Source organism: Aquicoccus sp. SU-CL01552 (assembly GCF_040365005.1).
GTDB lineage: Bacteria > Pseudomonadota > Alphaproteobacteria > Rhodobacterales > Rhodobacteraceae > Antarcticimicrobium.
In genome coordinates this window covers 74,438-92,119 of record NZ_BAABWV010000015.1, presented here as the reverse complement: position 1 = coordinate 92,119, position 17,682 = coordinate 74,438, and the positions used below count along the sequence as shown (strand labels likewise).

Annotated in this window: 22 protein-coding genes and 2 pseudogenes; 9 read left to right on the top strand and 15 right to left on the bottom strand. The window is 59.9% G+C overall.

Annotated elements, in window-relative coordinates; genetic code table 11:
- Positions 1 to 5: 5 nt before the first annotated feature.
- Positions 6 to 437 carry a hypothetical protein gene (locus ABWV23_RS16805; protein ID WP_353349821.1) on the top strand — a complete coding sequence of 144 codons (432 nt, stop codon included), beginning with the start codon at positions 6 to 8 and terminating at the stop codon, positions 435 to 437.
- Positions 438 to 554: 117 nt separating this feature from the next.
- Here ABWV23_RS16805 and ABWV23_RS16800 read toward each other — a convergent pair whose 3' ends face one another.
- Together ABWV23_RS16800 and ABWV23_RS16795 are read right to left on the bottom strand one after the other, a co-directional pair.
- Complete coding sequence (locus tag ABWV23_RS16800) at positions 555 to 929, bottom strand: RrF2 family transcriptional regulator (protein ID WP_353349819.1); 375 nt, start codon at positions 927 to 929, stop codon at positions 555 to 557.
- 79 nt (positions 930 to 1,008) lie between these two features.
- Positions 1,009 to 1,843 (bottom strand): annotated as a pseudogene (locus ABWV23_RS16795) (cation:proton antiporter domain-containing protein); the annotation flags it as partial.
- 370 nt (positions 1,844 to 2,213) lie between these two features.
- Between ABWV23_RS16795 and ABWV23_RS16790 the strand changes: the two are divergent.
- Entirely contained in the window at positions 2,214 to 2,831 is a 618-nt protein-coding gene (locus tag ABWV23_RS16790) for a trimeric intracellular cation channel family protein (protein WP_353349816.1), read from the top strand.
- A 21-nt stretch (positions 2,832 to 2,852) separates the two neighbouring features.
- Here ABWV23_RS16790 and ABWV23_RS16785 read toward each other — a convergent pair whose 3' ends face one another.
- The 4 genes from ABWV23_RS16785 to ABWV23_RS16770 form a co-directional block, all read right to left on the bottom strand.
- Positions 2,853 to 3,791, bottom strand: a complete 939-nt coding sequence (locus ABWV23_RS16785) for a glutathione S-transferase family protein (RefSeq protein ID WP_353349814.1) — start codon at positions 3,789 to 3,791, stop codon at positions 2,853 to 2,855.
- Between the two features lie 10 nt (positions 3,792 to 3,801).
- Positions 3,802 to 4,665 (bottom strand): VOC family protein, encoded by an 864-nt coding sequence (locus ABWV23_RS16780; protein ID WP_353349812.1) that lies wholly within the window; start codon positions 4,663 to 4,665, stop codon positions 3,802 to 3,804.
- A gap of 61 nt (positions 4,666 to 4,726) precedes the next feature.
- Positions 4,727 to 5,149, bottom strand: a complete 423-nt coding sequence (locus tag ABWV23_RS16775; protein WP_353349810.1) for a DoxX family protein — start codon at positions 5,147 to 5,149, stop codon at positions 4,727 to 4,729.
- 23 nt (positions 5,150 to 5,172) lie between these two features.
- The gene (locus ABWV23_RS16770; protein ID WP_353349808.1) at positions 5,173 to 5,748 is read right to left on the bottom strand and encodes an NADPH-dependent F420 reductase; all 576 of its coding nucleotides are present in this window, start codon (positions 5,746 to 5,748) and stop codon (positions 5,173 to 5,175) included.
- 132 nt (positions 5,749 to 5,880) lie between these two features.
- On the opposite strand from ABWV23_RS16770, the gene ABWV23_RS16765 reads away from it, so the two are divergent.
- Both ABWV23_RS16765 and ABWV23_RS16760 read left to right on the top strand, forming a co-directional pair.
- A complete protein-coding gene (locus ABWV23_RS16765; RefSeq protein ID WP_353349872.1) occupies positions 5,881 to 6,795 on the top strand; it encodes a LysR family transcriptional regulator in 915 nt (304 codons plus the stop codon).
- A gap of 27 nt (positions 6,796 to 6,822) precedes the next feature.
- Positions 6,823 to 7,077: pseudogene (locus tag ABWV23_RS16760) on the top strand (transposase); the annotation flags it as partial.
- 167 nt (positions 7,078 to 7,244) lie between these two features.
- On the opposite strand, the gene ABWV23_RS16755 reads toward ABWV23_RS16760, so the two are convergent.
- A complete protein-coding gene (locus ABWV23_RS16755; protein WP_353349806.1) occupies positions 7,245 to 7,739 on the bottom strand; it encodes a hypothetical protein in 495 nt (164 codons plus the stop codon).
- An 846-nt stretch (positions 7,740 to 8,585) separates the two neighbouring features.
- Between ABWV23_RS16755 and ABWV23_RS16750 the strand changes: the two genes are divergently transcribed.
- Complete coding sequence (locus ABWV23_RS16750; RefSeq protein WP_353349804.1) at positions 8,586 to 9,323, top strand: phosphatase PAP2 family protein; 738 nt, start codon at positions 8,586 to 8,588, stop codon at positions 9,321 to 9,323.
- 101 nt (positions 9,324 to 9,424) lie between these two features.
- On the opposite strand, the gene ABWV23_RS16745 is transcribed toward ABWV23_RS16750, so the two are convergent.
- On the bottom strand, positions 9,425 to 10,138 hold the full coding sequence (locus tag ABWV23_RS16745; protein WP_353349802.1) for a uroporphyrinogen-III synthase: 714 nt from the start codon (positions 10,136 to 10,138) through the stop codon (positions 9,425 to 9,427).
- A gap of 350 nt (positions 10,139 to 10,488) precedes the next feature.
- Here ABWV23_RS16745 and ABWV23_RS16740 point away from each other — a divergent pair, with 350 nt between their 5' ends.
- The 3 genes from ABWV23_RS16740 to ABWV23_RS16730 all read left to right on the top strand — a co-directional run bounded on the left by ABWV23_RS16740 (position 10,489) and on the right by ABWV23_RS16730 (position 12,280).
- On the top strand, positions 10,489 to 10,941 hold the full coding sequence (locus tag ABWV23_RS16740) for a hypothetical protein (RefSeq protein WP_353349800.1): 453 nt from the start codon (positions 10,489 to 10,491) through the stop codon (positions 10,939 to 10,941).
- 83 nt (positions 10,942 to 11,024) lie between these two features.
- A complete protein-coding gene (gene rnk, locus ABWV23_RS16735) occupies positions 11,025 to 11,441 on the top strand; it encodes a nucleoside diphosphate kinase regulator (protein WP_353349798.1) in 417 nt (138 codons plus the stop codon).
- A gap of 104 nt (positions 11,442 to 11,545) precedes the next feature.
- On the top strand, positions 11,546 to 12,280 hold the full coding sequence (locus tag ABWV23_RS16730) for a 16S rRNA pseudouridine(516) synthase (RefSeq protein ID WP_353349796.1): 735 nt from the start codon (positions 11,546 to 11,548) through the stop codon (positions 12,278 to 12,280).
- Positions 12,281 to 12,294: 14 nt separating this feature from the next.
- On the opposite strand, the gene gdhA is transcribed toward ABWV23_RS16730, so the two are convergent.
- From gdhA to ABWV23_RS16695, 7 genes are all read right to left on the bottom strand, one after another.
- Positions 12,295 to 13,650: an NADP-specific glutamate dehydrogenase gene (gene gdhA, locus ABWV23_RS16725; RefSeq protein WP_353349794.1), complete on the bottom strand. Its 1,356-nt coding sequence runs from the start codon at positions 13,648 to 13,650 to the stop codon at positions 12,295 to 12,297.
- A 94-nt stretch (positions 13,651 to 13,744) separates the two neighbouring features.
- Positions 13,745 to 14,440 (bottom strand): 5-formyltetrahydrofolate cyclo-ligase, encoded by a 696-nt coding sequence (locus tag ABWV23_RS16720; protein ID WP_353349792.1) that lies wholly within the window; start codon positions 14,438 to 14,440, stop codon positions 13,745 to 13,747.
- Positions 14,437 to 15,477 (bottom strand): NAD(P)H-dependent flavin oxidoreductase, encoded by a 1,041-nt coding sequence (locus tag ABWV23_RS16715; protein ID WP_353349790.1) that lies wholly within the window; start codon positions 15,475 to 15,477, stop codon positions 14,437 to 14,439. Before ABWV23_RS16715 ends, ABWV23_RS16720 begins: the two co-directional genes overlap by 4 nt.
- Positions 15,458 to 15,880: a DUF488 domain-containing protein gene (locus ABWV23_RS16710; protein ID WP_353349788.1), complete on the bottom strand. Its 423-nt coding sequence runs from the start codon at positions 15,878 to 15,880 to the stop codon at positions 15,458 to 15,460. The genes ABWV23_RS16715 and ABWV23_RS16710 overlap by 20 nt, the downstream gene beginning before the upstream one ends.
- Positions 15,880 to 16,224, bottom strand: coding sequence for a carboxymuconolactone decarboxylase family protein (locus tag ABWV23_RS16705; RefSeq protein WP_107754756.1), 345 nt, complete (start codon positions 16,222 to 16,224; stop codon positions 15,880 to 15,882). Before ABWV23_RS16705 ends, ABWV23_RS16710 begins: the two co-directional genes overlap by 1 nt.
- Entirely contained in the window at positions 16,217 to 16,702 is a 486-nt protein-coding gene (locus ABWV23_RS16700; protein WP_353349785.1) for a hemerythrin domain-containing protein, read from the bottom strand. The genes ABWV23_RS16705 and ABWV23_RS16700 overlap by 8 nt, the downstream gene beginning before the upstream one ends.
- 15 nt (positions 16,703 to 16,717) lie before the next feature.
- A complete protein-coding gene (locus ABWV23_RS16695) occupies positions 16,718 to 17,161 on the bottom strand; it encodes a group III truncated hemoglobin (protein WP_353349783.1) in 444 nt (147 codons plus the stop codon).
- A gap of 87 nt (positions 17,162 to 17,248) precedes the next feature.
- On the opposite strand from ABWV23_RS16695, the gene ABWV23_RS16690 reads away from it, so the two are divergent.
- Positions 17,249 to 17,665 carry an RrF2 family transcriptional regulator gene (locus tag ABWV23_RS16690; RefSeq protein ID WP_353349781.1) on the top strand — a complete coding sequence of 139 codons (417 nt, stop codon included), beginning with the start codon at positions 17,249 to 17,251 and terminating at the stop codon, positions 17,663 to 17,665.
- The last annotated feature ends 17 nt before the right edge of the window (positions 17,666 to 17,682 follow it).

Below are 17,682 nucleotides of genomic sequence, written 5' to 3'. Positions count from 1 at the left end.
CAAACATGACCAACGCACAACATGTGCGGGTGCCGAATAGCTTTGCTTACGACACCACGCCAGAAAAGCACCTCAACGACGCCGAGTTTTTCCTTCGGCCTTCTGACCGCGCCGACATCGAGTGGCTACTTTCCCGAGATGACCCCGCGGCACAGAAAATGCCGCGTCTTGTAGAAGGGATCCTGCGCTACAAGATACGAAAGGCCGGGAAAGCGGTTGGCAAAGGCATCGACCAAATCGCATTGCCTATGAAACGCATCACATATGCTGAAAGCAATGGCCCTGTACAGAAGGGCATTTTGACTATGAGCATAATAGAACAGCCGGGCCGCATTCCGGTGGGGTCCCTGCTCGGCGCAACTCTCTTAGGCATGTCAAGGCACCAGGAAGAGCCCCTGAAAAAAAAGACGGCAGTACTGTCATTGTCCGCGTTATGAAGATCGAATCCGTGGAAACGGCCTGACGCGTCGAGTAGCGGTCCGATCTTCGGTAAGGAACCGCACGTTGCGTGCAGTCTCAGTTAACGTGCGCCAACATGGCGTCATGAAGCCGCGTCAGACAGGTTCCGGTGCGGGGAGGGCAACATCGGCAAGGGTCGAACGGTTGAGGTTCTCGATAAAGGCCGTCTCGGCCACCCAAAGCCGGGTCTTTAGGCGACAGCATCCGTCGATCATGCAATCCCCGCCGTTCGGATGGAGGCATTCGACAAGGGCTTGGCCCTCTTCCAACACTCGCACCACGTCCCCCAGCCGGATCGCTTCCGGGGCGTGGGCCAGGGTGGCACCGCCACTGCCCCCACGACGTGTCTGCACCAGTCCGGCCCGGCCGAGTTTCTGCATGATCTTAATGAGATGGTTGCGGGAAAGCTGGAATGCATCGGCGAGATCAGCCGTGGGAAAAGCCGGGACCGGCGCGCTGGCAAGGCGCATCTGCCATCCATGAAGTGGTATTTACAGTGCCTATTATGGCGCTTATCCAGAGAAGTGAATAGTCCCGGCGCGGAGAGACGCGCAGGCCACCTAAGAGGCTCGCCACACGGCAGGGTCTTTCACCTGCAGGTGAGAGCTTGAGCACCGTCAGTAGCGGCAGCAACCCGAACAGGATGACCGCCCGCGCGGCCATGGCGCCGAGGATTACCATGTCGACGAGAACGAAATCCTCGATGCGCACCTCTTCCAGCAGTCGCGGAAACAGGAGGCAGGGACGATGAAAATCAATGCCCCGGCCCCGTGCGCCAGCACGTTCCAGAGTTCGCGCGGGTTGATCAATGCCTGCGGTGGCCGGCGGTTGGGACCGGTCAGGTTCAGCGTCAGCCTGGCGGCAACTACCGCGATGACCCCCGAGGCGCCAATGCTCTGCTCGGCTCCGATAAAAGCGAGTAAGGGATCACGACCGAGATCGAAACCTGCGCCAGTTTATAACGGCCGACGAGCGCCATGACCCAGACTGCCGCCCGTGCGGACAGTCAGCCCGCAAGCGCGCCGAAGATCAGAACTGGAAATGGCGCCAGCTCCTCACCTAGGTCGGGATCGGGCATTCCCAGCAAGACGAAGCCCATAAATAGGCCGAAGAGCGCGATAGCGGCGGCATCGTTCAGAAGACTCGCGCCCTCGAAGCGAAGACGGTGGATCGAAGCGGAAGCTGCAGGATTGCTTCGGCCACCGGGGTCAGTTCTTCGGTCAGTTCCGTGCGCAAAAAGAAGATTGCTCCTGCGCCGATCATCATACCCAGCACGGCCGAGGATCACTGTGTAGGACAGACGCAAGCGCGCGACGAACGGCTGTGCCGCACAGACTACAAGAAATAGCGATGCGATCACAGTTGTGATTGGAATTATATCCATGAATACAAGATAACTGGAATTGCACGCGTGGGGAATCTTCAGCCTGGGAACGTCACCGGAAAATGGTGTGTTTTCTTCATACAGGCTTATTTCCAGAAGGCTCTCCCTATCGAGAACTGCGCCGAAGCGAGACTTGCCTGTGGTGACCCACGCTGCCGCAGTTCGGTCGACATTTCGTGATGGAGCCGCTTCGAAATTAACCGCCGGAACATGTTTAAGGCGCCGGTGGGCCGACGTTAGAATTGAACTCGGCAAAACGGCCGCTTGCCGTCCCGCTTTCGCCGTATTCCTCGCTGGCGGGGCTACGTTGGATGGACGGCTTCCCGAGATTGAGCGAAGGTGTACGCCAATCACATAGCCCGGTGACGATATGGACATGCTATCTTTGGGACTCTGGCTGGATTTTCTCGGGACCTTCGTGTTCGCCATCAGTGGCGCACTTGTGGCGGTCCGCCGCGGCCTCGACATATTCGGGATTTCTGTCCTCTCGGTCGCAGCCGGCCTCGCGGGCGGCATGATCAGGGATATGCTTCTGGGCGCGACGCCGCCAACAGCGTTGGAGGATCCGCGCTACCTTCTCACGGCTCTGGCGGCGGGTGTCTGCGTGTTCTTCGGGCATCGCCTGCTCGAGCGATTGCACAAGCCCGTGATGGTGCTGGACGCGCTCGGGCTTGGGGTCTTCGCGGTCAGCGGCTGCCAGAAATCGCTCCTGTTCGGTCTCGACCCGTTTCCCGCGATCCTGCTCGGGGTTCTGACGGCCGTCGGCGGTGGTGCGACGCGGGATCTTCTTGTTGTCGAAATCCCGCGCGTCCTGCGCGAAGAAGTCTATGCGCTGGCCGCGACGGTCGGCGCGACAATCGTGGTGGCCGGTACCGTGCTCGGCCTCCCGGAGGTCTGGATCGCCGTCGCCGGTGTCGGGGCGGCCTTTGGGTTCCGGGTGATCAGTGTCTGGCGGGGCTGGCGCGCCCCGCGCGCGCCACGGTCTTGATTCTGAGGGCCACCGGCGCCGTCAGCCCAGGGAACATTCCGGCCCGAGAGGAACGATGCCGGTGGGGTTCAGCGCCTTGATCGAGTAGTAGCCGCGCTTGATGTGGTCGATATTGACGGTATCGCGCACGCTGGGGATCGCCAGGATGCGTTCCTGGTAGCGGCTCAGGGCGGGGTAGTCCGCGATGCGGCGCAGGTTGCACTTGAAGAGGCCGTGATAGGCCACATCGAAGCGCACCAGCGTCACGAACAGCCGCACATCGGCCTCGGTGAAGCGATCTCCCGAAAGGAAGTCTCGCCCGTCAGCGAGACGATCTTCAAGTTCATCGAGCATCGCGAATACCTCGCGGAATGCCTCCTCGTAGGCGACCTGCGTGGTGGCAAAGCCTGTGCGGTAGACGCCGTTGTTCAGGGCCGGATAAATGCGGTCGTTGAGCGCGTCGATCTCCGCGCGCAGGTCAGCCGGATAGAGATCGAGGCTGTCGTCCGCCAACTCTCCGAAGCCGGAGTTCAGCATCCGCAGGATGTCAGCGGACTCGTTGTTCACGATGGTCCCGCGAGCCTTGTCCCAGAGCACCGGCACCGTTGCCCGGCCCGAGATCGTCGGGTCGGCCCGGGTGTAGATTTCGTGCATGTAGGACGCGCCTTCAGCCTTGGTCGGATCGCCAAAGCGCCAGCCCTGGTCGGAGAGTTCCGGTTCGACGACGGAGACCGAGATCATGTCCCCCAGCCCCTTCAGCCTGCGCCCGATCAGCGTGCGGGATGCCCATGGGCAGATCAGCGCGACATAAAGGTGGTAGCGCCCCGGCTCGGCCTTGAAGCCGCCCCCGCCGGTCAGCCCGGCGCTGCCGTCAGGCGTGACCCAGTTGCGGAAGCTCGATGTCTGGCGGACGAAGCCGCCCTTGTCGTCCTTGGCCTGGACCGGCTGCCAGTCAGCAACCCATTTTCCGTCTCGAAGCATGATCGTCTCCTCAAGTCTTCAGCGTGATGGCGGTGCCCCAGGGGTCGTTCAGGGTCAGGCTGTCCGCGTTGCGGGTGCTGGCAATGCCGGCGCTTTCGACGCGGGCGGCAATGCCTGTGATGTCCTCGGCGTTCTGGACAACAATCTCGACGGAATCGAGACCGGCCATACCCTCGGGACGTTTGCCGGTCCGGCGACTGTTCCAGATATTGCCGGCAAGCTGGTGGTGGTAGCCGCCGCTGCCGTAGAAGCTGGCGCCGGGATAACTCGCGGCGATATCGAGGCCGAGCACGTCGCGGTAGAAGCGGTCGGCCTCGCCCGTGTCGCCCACCTGCAGGTGGACATGGCCGATGCTGCCGTTGTCGGGGAAGCCCGACCATTCGGTGCCCGCGGCGCTTTGCAGCAAGTCCTGCAGGTCCAGCGGATCGGTGCTCATCCGGATCTCGCCGCCCTCGCCGTGCCAGGCCGAGACCGGGCGGTCCGCATAGACCTCGATGCCGTTGCCCTCGGGATCGGCGAGATAGAGCGCCTCGCTGACGATATGATCCGAGGCACCCTGAAGCGGCACCCCCGCCTCTGCGATGTGAGCGACCCAGCGGGCCAGGTCGGATCGTGTCGGCATCAGGAAGGCGGTGTGAAAGAGCCCTGCCTGCCGCGGATCGAGCGGGGAAAGGCCCGGGTCGCCCTGAAGCTCCAGAAGCGGCGTGTCGCCGGTGCCGAGGGTGATGCGATTTTCGCTGGTCGCAACCGGGACGAGCCCGAGCACTCTCTGGTAGAAGGCGGAGACCGCATCGAGGTCGCGCACCTTGAGCCGGACCGCGCCTATACGCATCGGCGCGGTATTCATGTCGAAGAAGTGGTTGGCGGTGGTCATGGCGAGGTCTCCTTGGGAAAGAGTGCGGCCGCGGAAGGATTCCCGCGGCCGACGCGGAAGGTCAGGCGAACTGGCCGAGGCGGCGGTCGAGTTCCGGGACACGGAGGGCGAATGCGCCGCGTCCCAGGACGGCAACGACGCCTTGCACCACCGTCCAGAAGAGCGGGTATTCCCAGCCGCCCCCTTCGTTCGAGAAGCTCCAGCCAAAGCCTGAATGGGCCCAGACAGAGCCGAGCAGGATCGCGATGAGCGGGATCGAAACGGCGCGCACACCGACGCCAAGGATCAGCGCGAGCCCGCCGCCGAGTTCACCGAGAATAGTCAGATAGGCAAAGAAGCCGGGCAGGCCGAGGCTTTCGAAGAAGGCCACGGTGCCGGGGATCGTGAAGAGGCTCACCTTCATCCAGCCATGGGCGAGAAAGGCCACGCCACTCGTAACGCGAAGGACGAAAGCGGCATAGTCGGCATTGGTTCGGGTCGTCATGTCATTTGCTCCGTTCAGAAGGTTCAGGAAAACTGCCAACGCGGGGCGATCCCGGTGCCGTGACCGAAGACGTAGCCGAACTGGATGTTGAGGAAGCCGATGGGCTCCAGGTAGCGGGCGTTGGAGAGCGGGCCGGCATCGACCGGCTCGAGGCCGATCTCGGCGGCGAGCGCCTTGACACTCTCGCGCGCGGCCTCGTCATCGGCTGCGACGAAGGTCTGGATCGGTTGTCCATTCACCTTGAGGCCCGCGCCGTAGTGCTGCGCGAAGATCGTGTTGAACGCCTTCACCACCGTCGCGCCAGACAGCCGGGACGCGATCTCTTCGGCGGCCGAGGTCTTGTGCCCGACCTGAAGGCCCGAGAAGTCCTCGGTCACCGGGTTCGAGACATCGACGACGGTCTTGCCGGTGAAGTCGGCCTTGCCGGCAAGATCCGCCACGGCGCCATAGGGCGTGGCCAGGACCACCAGCTCCGCCTGGGAGACGGCGGCAGACAGATCGCCGTTGCGGCCGATGGGGTCCACCTCATGGCCGGCCTGGCCCAGCACCTTTGCGAGACCGGAGCCGACGTTTCCGTTTCCGATAACTGCGATACGCATTGCATTCTCCTTCAGTTTCCCGCCCCTCAGGCGGCCTGTTGTTCACTGAAGTCAAAGTAGGGCTTATCTATCTTCCATAAAATGACGATGTTATTGAATGACTATCCCGATTTTGTTCTTAAAGGGGTCGATATGGATATCGTGGACGAACTCAAGGCTTTCGTGGCCACCGCGCGGACCGGCTCCTTCACTGCCGGAGCCGAGCAACTGGGGGTCTCGAACCGCCTGACTTCGAAATACGTGGCCGAACTGGAGGCGCGCCTCGGCACGCGCTTGCTCCAGCGGACGACCCGGAAGGTCGGGTTGACACCGGCCGGGGAGGATCTCCTTGCGCGGGCGCCGGCCGTCCTCGACGAGCTTGATGCTCTCCTGAGCAATGTCTCGGAAGGATCGCGCGGCCTGAGCGGGATCGTCCGGGTCTCGGCGCCCGTGACCTTCGGCGAAGTCTACGTGGCCGGCATGCTGGCCCGGTTCGCCGAAGCGCACCCGGATCTGACCTTCGATCTGAGGCTGGACGACCGCTACGTCGATCTGGCCGCCGACGGCATCGACCTGGCGTTCCGGATAGGTGTGTCAGAGACACTTTCGCTCAAGACCCGCAAGCTTGGTGTCTTCCATAGCTGCCTGGTGGTTCATCCCGACTACGTGAAATTCCAAGGATCTCCGCAATCACCTGACGAACTCGTGCATCACGCCTGCATCGTCGACATGAACCGCCGCCAACCGCATCGGTGGGTGTTCAGAAAGAACGACACCGAGATTGTCGCACAGGTGCGGGGCCGGTTCCATGTCAACTCGGCTCGGGCGGCAATCGAGCTTGCGACCGCCGGCATGGGGATCGCCTATGCGCCCCGGTTCGCGATCGCGGACATGCTGGACACTGGCCGCCTCGTTCCCCTGCTGGAGGATTTCGACATGGACGGGGGACCGGTCAGCGCCGTCTATCTCGAAGGTCGGACCCTGCCTCGAAAGATTCGGGCCCTTATCGACTTCGCCGCCCGGGATCTGCAGACCACTCACTTGCTTCAAAGAGCTACGACAAGCTGATCAATGCTGGTGGAGCTGCACGCGGGCACCCGGCACGTCTGGGCGGATGCCCGCGAGCGCGTCGATGCCCACCGGCTGACCTATTGGGGCAAAAGGCTCTACAAACGCCGAAAGGAAACAGTCGAACGATCTTTTGCAGATGCCAAACAGCTCTTCGGCCACCGATACGCCCGCTTCAGAAGCCTCGCTAAAGTCCAGACCCAAGCCCTCCTCGCAGCCACAGCCCAGAACATCAAAAAGATCGCAATGGCGATGTGGAAAGGCGCGCCTCAGCCAGCCTGATCCACCGAAAAACCCTCACCCAAAAGAGCGAAAAATAAAAACCCCGCCATAATGACAGGGTTTGTCACTGGTCTGCCAAGGCATTGTCTTGTTGTGTTTTTTCACAAAAGGTCCGCCTGCTAGATGCACGTACAAGTCTAAGCAAGCGAACTTGGACCATTCGAAACCTATTGTTTTTCAAGAATGTGGAGTGCGGGTTGGTAATCCACACTGATCAAATGCACTTGCCTGAATGAACCATCAGCTTGTAGAAATGGCGCGCTTTCACCGGCACTCATTCCGATCAAGGTGGCACCAAGCAGAGATGCCAAACTAATGTCGTCTTGCCCAGGCTGATAGAATTCGCGACTTAACAATCGGCCATTCTGTGGTCGTAGCTTGTCGATTGCGAATGAGATCCGGGACCCTCGTATAGCAATCGAGTCCAATGGGTCATTTCCAATCAGATCTGGTGCATATTTCAATTTTCTGCGTAACAGTCGAGACAACGCCAAGTAGACACCTGTGCCCATCTGATCGGCGTGATTTAGATACTCTGTAAGAGCGCGCTTATCGAACTGGGAAAGTCGGCAGCCAAGCGCGTGCGCTTTCAATATTTCGTACTCGTTGCTGCCCTTGGAATTGGCCTCGAGAGCATCTACATTTTGGTTAGGATAGGTCATTTCAACCTCCTCAAGCGACAAAGACATTGCCATAGTATTTACGTTTCAGACGTTGGTGAAAGTCCCGGAACAGCCACGTGGTATGCGTTTTTCAAGCTGCCCCGGGTTGCCTGCGCGTCGGAACAATGTTCCGGAATAGGAGGTAGAGTTCAGTCATGACAAGACACTCTCTCTGGCAGTCCGATCAGCATTGCGTACATGTCGCACTCTCGCAGCATGACTGCTTGCAAGGAAATGATGCCTGATACCGTTTGCACTCAGATCTGTCGTTGATGAGTCGACAACGCGATCTACAGCGGCTTCGATTTCATTTCGCGGAATGCCAATATCCCAAAGCGTATTGTTATCCAGAGCAGCGAGGGACGCGATCATTTTGCGTCGTAGCCATCTCTTGTATGGTACCCGAATCCATTGCCGGAATATCTTTCCATGCAAACGGCAAATGATGCGTCGATACATAGAGACGTGCGCATCGCGTTGTTCGAATGCAGACATGTGTTCGTCCATCATAAAGAGGTTAAGCCAAAGCACACCCCAAACACGCCAATACCACGCCGAGGTGGTTAAATCATGTTCCGGTGAGTTTGTTGTGGCGGACCGATCAATCCCCGAAGCCCGACAACACAAATGTTGCCCGCTCGGGGCTACCTGCGGTTCAGCAGATTTCCTGCATATTGCAGGAACCTCTTATGAAAAACGAATCTCGTCATTGTTCGAACATGGTCGCTTCGCCTTGGGAATGCAACATCAGTTGCAACGAACGGCCAGATAGCGCCAGAGTGGGACGGCTGGGGCGAGCAACACGGTCTGCTTAGAGCTATCAAAACATGGTCAGGAGATTTAAGAATGGGGCTATCCCTTGGGGAACAACAGCCGGTCATCAGATGGCTTCGCAGGAATGTGGAACTGAGCTCGCTCCTGTTTCTAACCTTGTTCGTCGCCTTGTTCTGGGCCTTCGCCGAGCTGGCCGACAAGGTAATTGAAGGTGCGACCCATGACCTCGACAGCGATATTCTGTTGTTGCTCAGAAAGGCTCGCGATATCAGCGAACCCCTTGGACCATTATGGCTTCAGGAGATGGCGCGCGATGTAACTGCCTTGGGGGGCGTCGCCATACTGACGGTGACAACCCTCGCCACCGCGGGTTTCTTTCTGCTCAGACGGGACTTTGCGTTGATGGTGTATTTGCTTGGGACTGTGGGCGGAGGTATCGTGGCATCTAGTCTTGCGAAGACGGCCTTTGACCGTCCCCGTTCTGAGCTCGCGCCACATGGTTCAATCGTCAGCACCGCAAGCTTTCCCTCTGGCCACTCCATGATGGCAGCGGTCTGTTATTTGACCCTTGGAGCACTGATCGCGCACTTTCTGCGCGACAGGCGTCTGAAAATCTATGTTCTCTCGTTGGCGATAACGGTGACGGTCATGGTTGGTATCAGCCGGGTTTATCTCGGCGTGCACTGGCCAACGGATGTGCTGGCCGGGTGGTTCGCTGGAAGCGGGTGGGCAATTGCCTGCCTGTGGGGAGTGCGTCTGATCCTGCATCGGAACAGGACCGAAAGCACCTCGGATACCCTGCCGCGCTGACCATCGGGGCTGAAAAAGCGGACTCAGCGCAATGGAAGGAGGTGGCACAGCCGATCACTCCATTCACGAAAACCCTGGCCATCCGGCGGGGGGTGGAAGGCTCACTTGGTAGGGCAAACAAGGTCAATGATGGAATCGTTTGACGGCGCCGCCGCCACCTGAACCTCTTTCCACTGGTTCCATATCAGGCCGCTTGCCACCTTGTCGGAAAGCACTGCCGCGGTCGCGGAACCCAAGCAATCTGAAAGCCCGGACGAATGGCATAGTTCCGTGAAGAAATCTGCGGTCCGGTAGGACATGAAAATAACGCAATTGATACTCCGCCTGCTTATCAAGTCCCGAGTTGCCTCAGACAGGGTCTGCGCGGGCTCGGCTTTGTAGACGACGACACGTCGAGCCTTGTAGCCCCGACAGACCAGATCTTGTGCGATGTCTGCGGTAATGTTCTGTCCACTCAGGTAGGTGATCGTCCCATCCGTTGGCCTGACTTCTTTCAGGATGAGATCGAGAAGGCTTTTTGCGTCACCGTCTGCTTGAAAGATCCGCGAGAATCCCGCCTGGCGTAGCGGCGCCGCCGTTCCCGGCCCAACGGCATAGATCGGTGTGGTCGTCTTCAGAAAGCCCGCGTTGACGATATACAAAGACGCAAAGATGGACGTAACAACGAAAATGTCGACTCCGCGGAACGCGTCTGTGTTCGGGCCTGCCGAAGACACGTTCAAGATCGGTTCAACTGAAACCTTGCATCCTCTTTGTTCCAGACAAGGCCGCATGAGTTCGGCTTGGAAGGATGGTCGCGTGAGCAGAACATGCATGCAGAGTGCGCCTTTCTTTCGGATATTTTCGCTCCTCGGGCACTTGGTAGCACCAGCCCTCTGGTGCCCGGTGCTCCTGTGTTCTGATCATGCCAGCAATCGTGAAGAACGCCAATGAACGAGGTGTCACAGGCCCGCCGATAGTGCGACGTCGAAATCGATCTGATTGACACAACCAATTTGACTGCCTAACTCTAGAGGTATGTTGGAACATGCAGATCACTATCGTTTTCTTCTGCTGAACCGCCCGCTTCCCCGGGCGGTCTAGGCGCGTTTACGCCTGCTGCACCCCCGGGGTCTCCTCAAGTTTCAATGATGAGCACGCGGCCACGGTGGCCATGGGGGAAGTCATGTCCAACATCCACGAACATCGGTTTTCTACTTTTGAGAAACAGCTTAACGGTCAAAACGGGCCGCGCGAGTGTTCGCCAGTTCCGGAAGCTGACTATCACAGGCTGAAAGCATATCAGGAGCAATGCGATGAGTCGCAAGACCGTGCTGAGATTATGCTATCATATATTATTCGACACAAGTTGATGACACTGAAACCAGTCAAAAACCTTTACGCCGCGCGTATGGTAACGAGCGGTCGTCAATTCCAATACGTTATTGACCAAGGTCCGGTTCAGGATGGTCTGCTCGTCCATCGGGCTCGATGGGGGCAGGGCACGGGGGTCATCCCTGCATATTCGATCTTGGGCGTAACCCTCATCGGGATGTTGGCTGGTCAACGCGCGCCCTTGCTGTGCGAAAACGGATCCGTTCGATCCGTCACGGTTTCGCGCGTGACCCAGGCAATCTGAAATCTCCTGACAGACCTGAACCGGACCAACGGGTCCGTCTGCTTCCCGCACTGTTGCATTTCTTCACATAAGGAGCGGCCACCATGGCACCGCAAGAACTTACTAAGTCGCGTAGTCGTCGGACACGAAATCCGAAGATCATCATCAATGCCGATGATCTAGACCATCTGGAAGCGCTGGCAGAAGGCGCGATAGCGCGCAATGCCGATCTGGCCGAGCGTTTGCTGGAAGAGCTTGGCCGCGCAAAAATCCTGCCTGCGGCAAAGTTGCCGGCGAATGTGGTCGCGATCGGAAACAGGGTCACGTATCGCGATGAATTCTTTGGGCAGGAAAGAACAGTGATGCTTGTCTATCCCGAGGATGCCGATATCGCGCACGGCAAGATTTCCGTCATGACGCCGATCGGGGTAGCGCTTCTTGGATTGCCCGAAGGCACATCGTTTCATTGGGACACCCGTGCGGAACAGCGCAGAACGTTAACCGTGATATCAGTCTCGTAACCTCTCGGAAGTAGCAAATCCTGCCTGTCGCTCTGTCGTCTACCGCAGTGAGAGAGAGAGTGTGTTTCCCTCTGCACTGAATATGATCCACAAGGAAACCGGATATGTCAAAGGTTTCAACTACACGCGTCGACAAGCTCTTGTCTTCGATGGGCTATGGCACACGCAAGGACATCGCGCAGTTGGCACGCTATGGTGGTATTGTCTTCGATCAGGAAGATATCTTGGACGCCGCCGTTCGCATCCCTATCAGTGCGGATCTGCCAAGCCGTATGACAGTCGCGGGAAAGGCGCTTGATCCGCTTGCAGGTATGGTCGTGTTGATGAACAAACCTGTGGGGGTGACCTGTTCGCACAAGGAGGCGGGCGCACTTGTCTATGACATCTTGCCCGCACGTTGGCGGCGCCGCGATCCCGCGATTTCAACCATTGGCCGTTTGGACAAACAAACATCAGGGCTCCTGCTGCTGACCGATGATGGCAACCTTCTGCACCGGATCAGCAGCCCCAAAAGTCAGATCAGCAAGGCCTATCGCGCCATACTGGCACGTCCACTCGACGGTAAAGAAATCGCTCTGTTTGCGTCGGGTACACTCACGCTCAAGGGCGAAGACAAACCGCTGGCACCGGCGGTGTTGGAAATCATATCGGAAACCGAAGCCCTGATTACCGTGACCGAAGGCCGATACCATCAGGTTCGCCGTATGTTCGCCGCTGCGGGCAATTTCGTCGAGACCCTTCGACGTGAACGTCTTGGCAATCTTTGCCTGCCAGACAGCCTCGACCCGGGTGAGTGGAGGCTGCTCGGCAACGAAGAGATCGCCCTGGTCTTCCGATAGTTCTCCGGATTGGCTCAGATCACCCCAAGCATACGCATCGCTTCGGCAACCCGCACGAAACCGGCGATGTTGGCGCCCAGGACATAGTCGCCGGGCGCGCCATACTCATCGGCAGTTTCAGCACAACGATCATGGATGCTCTTCATGATCTGTGCCAGCCGTTGTTCGGTCTGCTCAAAGCTCCAGCGATCACGGCTGGCGTTTTGCTGCATTTCCAGTGCCGACGTTGCAACGCCCCCCGCGTTTGCAGCTTTGCCAGGCCCGAACAGGATGCCGGCCTCGCGCAGGATGCGGATCGCCTCGGGGGTGCAGGGCATGTTCGCGCCTTCGCCGACAGCCAGCACACCGTTCTTAACCAGTGACTTTGCATCCTTGCCCGTCAATTCGTTCTGGGTGGCCGAGGGCATCGCCACGTCACAGGGCAAATCCCAAATTGATCCTTTGTCGGTCGACACAAAATGCGCGCTGTTCCCCCGAAGGCGCGCATATTCCGAGATGCGCTTGCGGCGTATGGACTTGACTTCCTGAAGCAAAGACAGGTCAATCCCAGCTTCGTCTATGACATAACCGCTGGAATCCGAACAGGCGATGACCATGCCGCCAAATGACTGCACTTTCTCGATGGTGTGGATTGCCACATTTCCCGCACCGGACACGACCACGCGCTTGCCGTCGAAATCGGTCTGGCGCGTTTCAAGCATGGCCTTGGTAAAATAGGTGTTGCCGAAACCCGTTGCCTCGGTTCGAGCGCGGGATCCGCCGTGGGCAATGGCTTTGCCGGTGAATACGCCCGACTCGTATCGGTTTGTCAGGCGCTTGTACTGGCCGAACATGTATCCGATTTCGCGCCCGCCTACACCGATATCGCCGGCTGGCACATCGGTCTGCTCGCCCAGATGGCGGTGCAGTTCGGTCATGAGCGATTGGCAGAAACGCATGATCTCGCCATCGGATTTACCCTTGGGATCGAAATCCGTACCGCCCTTGCCGCCACCGATCGGCAGGCCGGTCAGTGCATTTTTGAAGATCTGTTCGAAGCCCAAGAACTTGATGATCCCCAGGTTGACCGAGGGGTGGAAACGCATCCCGCCCTTATAGGGGCCGAGGGCCGAGTTGAACTGGACGCGAAAGCCGCGATTGATCTGGACGTTGCCCTGATCGTCCACCCAGGGAATGCGAAAGATGATCTGACGCTCTGGCTCGCAGATGCGTTCGATGAGCGCTTGCTCAAGGTAATCGGGGTTCTTTGCGACCACGCGCCCGAGGCTTTCCATCACCTCGTGGACGGCCTGGTGAAATTCTGGCTCGCCGGCATTGCGCCGCATTACTTCGGCAAGGATCGGTTGCAGCTTTTCATCGATATTCTTCATGTACTTCGTCGCTTTAGGGGGAATGTGAAAGGGGTGCGGAAAATGTGTGCGTCAGCAAGGCAAATGCACATTTATTAATCCATCTATTTGATCCTCAACCGCTGTGCAATCCGGTCTCGGTCAGGATCAGATCGAGAGGAATGTCATGGGGTTGCGGATATATGGTTGCAAGCTGCGCCGCTTTGATCCCGATGCCGATGACAGAGGGTTTCGGGTTCAGCGCCGCCAATGTCCGGTCGAAATAGCCCCCGCCATAGCCGAGGCGATAGCCATCCGCCGTCCAGCCAACGAGGGGGGCAAGCGCGATGTCGGGCGTGACGACGGGGGCGTCCGGCGGCGGAACGGGAATGTTCCAATCGCCGCGCACCATGCGGGTTTCGGGCGTCCAGCGGCGAAAGGTGAGCGGGGCGGCTTTGGTTTCGACCAACGGCAGGGCGACGGTCACGCCAGCCTCGTGCAGGTCGGCCATTAGCGGGCGCAGGTCGGGTTCGCCCTTGATCGGCCAGTACGCGGAAAAGACCTTGCCCTGCGCCCCGCCGAAGCGGTCTTGCAACACCTGCCGCAGGTACCCGGCCAGCGCCGCGCCGATCTCCTTGCGCTCGGCGACCGACAGTGCCAGGCGCGCGTCGCGCAGGCGGGTGCGTTCGGCCTTGCGCCAGCGGGCCACGTCGCGGGCTTGTTCGGGATCGACCGCCAGCGGATCGAAATACTCCGGCGCAACCTCTGCGGCATAGCAGGGCGGTGAGGAAAAGTCGCTTTGGCAGCGGAAGCTCTTGAAGTCGTCGCTCATGACATCGCCGTGAAACCGTTACGCACCGGGCCCTTCAGGATATGCCGGGCCTGCGCGACCATGGCGTTCAGACGTGGGGCCGCAGGGACGATATCGGCAATATTTCCCGCGCCCTGACCGGCATAGAGCGCCATCGCTTCCAGATCGCCGGTTGTGGTGCGCAAGGGTGAATCCGTGCTGAAGCGCAGGCGGGGCTGATCGTCGTCATGGGCGATGGTCTCGCGCGGCAGGCTGTCCGGGTCGTGACCCAGGTAATAGCCCTTTAGACCCTCCGTCACGCTGTTGCCGATCACCCGCACCGCAGCGCCCTTGGGCCAGTTCAGAACGAACACATCGGTCAGCACCGTATCCTCGCCCGTGGCCTCGACGATGCGAGACTTGTGATAGGAATGCGCAAAGGATTCTTCGGTCGCCAGAAAGGCGGTGCCGCATTGCACGCCGCTGGCCCCGATCGCCAATGCGGCGGCAAGCCCTTCGCCCGTCGCGATCCCGCCCGAGACCACGACCGGCAGGTCGGTCCCGGCCAGTATCTGTTCCGCCAGCCCGAAGGCGGGACTTCGTCCGTGCACATGGCCGCCCGCCTCGATCCCCTGTGCGATGATCACATCCGCCCCGGCCGCTTCGGCCATCCGCGAGGCGGCCTCCGTTCCGACCTGATGCAATACGAGACATCCCGCGTCTTTCACCCGCGCCACCACATCCGGCATCACATCCCAGAAAAAGCAGAAGGCCGTCACGCCAAGATCGAGGCAACAGGCGATCTGCGCCTCAAGCAACTGCGGGTCGGTCGCCGCCGGGATCAGATTGACGGCAAAGGGCCGGTCCGTTGCCGCCTGCATCGCGGTGACCTCCCGTGTGATCAGGTCGATGGGTTCGCGCACCATGCCCAACATCCCGTAGCCGCCCGCATTGGCCACCGCCGCCGCCAGGTCCCATCGGGACACGCCGCCCATGCCGGCCAGCAGGATGGGCACCTCGCATCCGAGCAGATCGCGAAGCGGCGTTCGCAGAGCCTCGTCATTGGGCCGGTCCATCATTTTTCCTCTCCCTTTCCAACCATTGGCGCAGGCAGTCCCGCAGCACGATGGCATTGTTGTGTTCTTCGTCCTTCGAGGCATAGAGCAGCGTGACGATATCGCCCTGCGCGTATCCGGCAAGCTCGCACACCAAATCTTCGCGCGTGGCGAGTTCCGCCCGGTAGCGCGTGACGAAGTCCTGCCACTGATCGGGATTGGCATGAAACCAGTGTCGCAACGTATCGCTCGGCGCGATGTCCTTGCACCAGTCGAACAGTCGGGCGCGGTCCTTCGCCACGCCGCGTGGCCAAAGACGATCGACCAGAATCCGCTTGCCATCCGACACCCGCGCTGCGCGATAGATCCGCTTGACGCGGATACGCTCGCCGAGGGTGTCGGGGATGGGGGGCCTTGCCGGGGGCATCAGCTGTCCGGTTGGCCCGTGTCGCCGATCATCTCCACCGCCTTCAGCGCATGTGCCCAGGCCGCCCCGGCGCGCATTTCGGATGCAACCCAGATGGCTTCCATGATCTGTTCGCCCGAGGCCCCCTCACGCTTGGCCGCCTTGACATGGCCTTCGATGCACCACGGGCATTGGGTCACATGCGCCACGGCCACAGCGATGAGCTGCTTGGTGCGTGTATCGAGCGCCCCTTCGGCGAACACCGCTTTCGAGAACGCGCGGAATGCGTCTTCGGCATCGGGTGCCAGGGCATGACGCCGGTCGACAAGGTCCCTGGTGGGTTTTGGGAGGTGTAGCTCAGACATGGCCTGTCTCCTGCGTTTCGAATTGCGGAAACAGCACGTCGTTCTCCAGCCGGATATGCTCTTCGAGGTCGTCAAGGAATTCACCGACCCCGGTATAAAGCCGCGTCCAGCTTCGGCAGGCGCCATCCGGCAATGTCAGGTTGTTGGTCAACTGCCGGATTTGGCCGACTTCGGCTTCGTGGTCGTCATGATCCGCGCGCATCGCCGCAATCGGCGCATCCAGCCCCGCCGCCGCATTGCGAATGGCGGGGAACAGGATCAGTTCCTCTTTCTTCATGTGAACTTCGAGGTCACCGATCATCCGGTGCAGCAGGTCGGCCAATCCCGCGGGAACATCCGTTTGCCCGGCATGGACCGCTTCGACCTTTTCCGACAAGGTCGCCAGTTCAGGAAGCTGGGCACGGTGTTTCGCGTGATACTCGGTTTCGATGAAACTGGTCAGGTCGCTCGGGTCTTGCGGGGGCAGTGGTTTTGTCATGTTCGTATCCTCGGGTCAGAGCAGTGATGGAATTGTCCGGGGCTTCGCATCCTCGACCGCCATATGCAGCGAGCGCGCGATCCGCTCGGCGCGTTCGATGACATGCGCAGCGCCTTCGGGTGGGCAGGTTTCGGTCGCGGTTTCGCGAAACAGCACCAGCCAGCGGTCGAAATGATCCCAGTCCACGGGCAGGCCGATATGGGCCGGCACCGGGGCCCCGTGATACCGGCCCGTCATCAACGCGACCGAAGACCAGAAGGCCACCATGCGCTCCAAGTGCGGGCCCCAATCCGAAATCCGCTCCGCGAAGATCGGACCAAGCGCCGGGTCCGCGCGCACCTTGCCATAGAAGCAATGCACCAGCTCGGTCAGCTTTTCTTCGTCCAGCCCGGTCCGCGCCATGATCTCGGCGGTCGTTTGCGGGCGGGCGGAATTGATCTGTGAGACGGCAGTCGACATGGGGGCCTCGGGAAATTGATCTTGAGTCTCATGCTATCTCTGCTAAATAGGTATTGTAAATACCGATTTGGAGATCTGCGGGACGCCATGAACCTTACCTCCTTCACCGACTACGGACTTCGAATGCTGATGCGGATGGCGAGCGCGCCCGACCGGGCGTTCTCAACGGCAGATTTGGCAGAGGAGTTCAAACTATCGCGCAACCACCTGGCGAAGATCATGCAACGGCTCGCGCAGGCAGGCATCGTCGAGACCCGACGCGGGGTGAATGGGGGCGCTGTCTTGCGATCCAGCCCCGCCGAGATCCGGCTTGGCGACGTCGTGCGGCTGCTCGAACAGGGACAGTCGCTCGTTGAGTGTTTCGGGCCGGATGGCGGAGATTGTTCGATCGACGGATGTTGCCGCCTGAAATCCCGGCTTCGACAGGCGGAGCGTCAGTTCATCGCCGATCTGAACAGATCCACGCTCGCCGATATCGCCCTTCCCGAACCGGCAGCCGCATGACGAAGAAAGGCAGATCA

Excerpts from the sequence above, each read along its gene's own strand:
- ABWV23_RS16805 (WP_353349821.1), top strand. The coding sequence starts at position 6 with ATGACCAACGCACAACATGTGCGGGTGCCGAATAGCTTTGCTTACGAC.
- ABWV23_RS16800 (WP_353349819.1), bottom strand. The coding sequence starts at position 929 with ATGCGCCTTGCCAGCGCGCCGGTCCCGGCTTTTCCCACGGCTGATCTC.
- ABWV23_RS16790 (WP_353349816.1), top strand. The coding sequence starts at position 2,214 with ATGGACATGCTATCTTTGGGACTCTGGCTGGATTTTCTCGGGACCTTC.
- ABWV23_RS16785 (WP_353349814.1), bottom strand. The coding sequence starts at position 3,791 with ATGCTTCGAGACGGAAAATGGGTTGCTGACTGGCAGCCGGTCCAGGCC.
- ABWV23_RS16780 (WP_353349812.1), bottom strand. The coding sequence starts at position 4,665 with ATGACCACCGCCAACCACTTCTTCGACATGAATACCGCGCCGATGCGT.
- ABWV23_RS16775 (WP_353349810.1), bottom strand. The coding sequence starts at position 5,149 with ATGACGACCCGAACCAATGCCGACTATGCCGCTTTCGTCCTTCGCGTT.
- ABWV23_RS16770 (WP_353349808.1), bottom strand. The coding sequence starts at position 5,748 with ATGCGTATCGCAGTTATCGGAAACGGAAACGTCGGCTCCGGTCTCGCA.
- ABWV23_RS16765 (WP_353349872.1), top strand. The coding sequence starts at position 5,881 with ATGGATATCGTGGACGAACTCAAGGCTTTCGTGGCCACCGCGCGGACC.
- ABWV23_RS16755 (WP_353349806.1), bottom strand. The coding sequence starts at position 7,739 with ATGACCTATCCTAACCAAAATGTAGATGCTCTCGAGGCCAATTCCAAG.
- ABWV23_RS16750 (WP_353349804.1), top strand. The coding sequence starts at position 8,586 with ATGGGGCTATCCCTTGGGGAACAACAGCCGGTCATCAGATGGCTTCGC.
- ABWV23_RS16745 (WP_353349802.1), bottom strand. The coding sequence starts at position 10,138 with ATGCATGTTCTGCTCACGCGACCATCCTTCCAAGCCGAACTCATGCGG.
- ABWV23_RS16740 (WP_353349800.1), top strand. The coding sequence starts at position 10,489 with ATGTCCAACATCCACGAACATCGGTTTTCTACTTTTGAGAAACAGCTT.
- rnk (WP_353349798.1), top strand. The coding sequence starts at position 11,025 with ATGGCACCGCAAGAACTTACTAAGTCGCGTAGTCGTCGGACACGAAAT.
- ABWV23_RS16730 (WP_353349796.1), top strand. The coding sequence starts at position 11,546 with ATGTCAAAGGTTTCAACTACACGCGTCGACAAGCTCTTGTCTTCGATG.
- gdhA (WP_353349794.1), bottom strand. The coding sequence starts at position 13,650 with ATGAAGAATATCGATGAAAAGCTGCAACCGATCCTTGCCGAAGTAATG.
- ABWV23_RS16720 (WP_353349792.1), bottom strand. The coding sequence starts at position 14,440 with ATGAGCGACGACTTCAAGAGCTTCCGCTGCCAAAGCGACTTTTCCTCA.
- ABWV23_RS16715 (WP_353349790.1), bottom strand. The coding sequence starts at position 15,477 with ATGATGGACCGGCCCAATGACGAGGCTCTGCGAACGCCGCTTCGCGAT.
- ABWV23_RS16710 (WP_353349788.1), bottom strand. The coding sequence starts at position 15,880 with ATGCCCCCGGCAAGGCCCCCCATCCCCGACACCCTCGGCGAGCGTATC.
- ABWV23_RS16705 (WP_107754756.1), bottom strand. The coding sequence starts at position 16,224 with ATGTCTGAGCTACACCTCCCAAAACCCACCAGGGACCTTGTCGACCGG.
- ABWV23_RS16700 (WP_353349785.1), bottom strand. The coding sequence starts at position 16,702 with ATGACAAAACCACTGCCCCCGCAAGACCCGAGCGACCTGACCAGTTTC.
- ABWV23_RS16695 (WP_353349783.1), bottom strand. The coding sequence starts at position 17,161 with ATGTCGACTGCCGTCTCACAGATCAATTCCGCCCGCCCGCAAACGACC.
- ABWV23_RS16690 (WP_353349781.1), top strand. The coding sequence starts at position 17,249 with ATGAACCTTACCTCCTTCACCGACTACGGACTTCGAATGCTGATGCGG.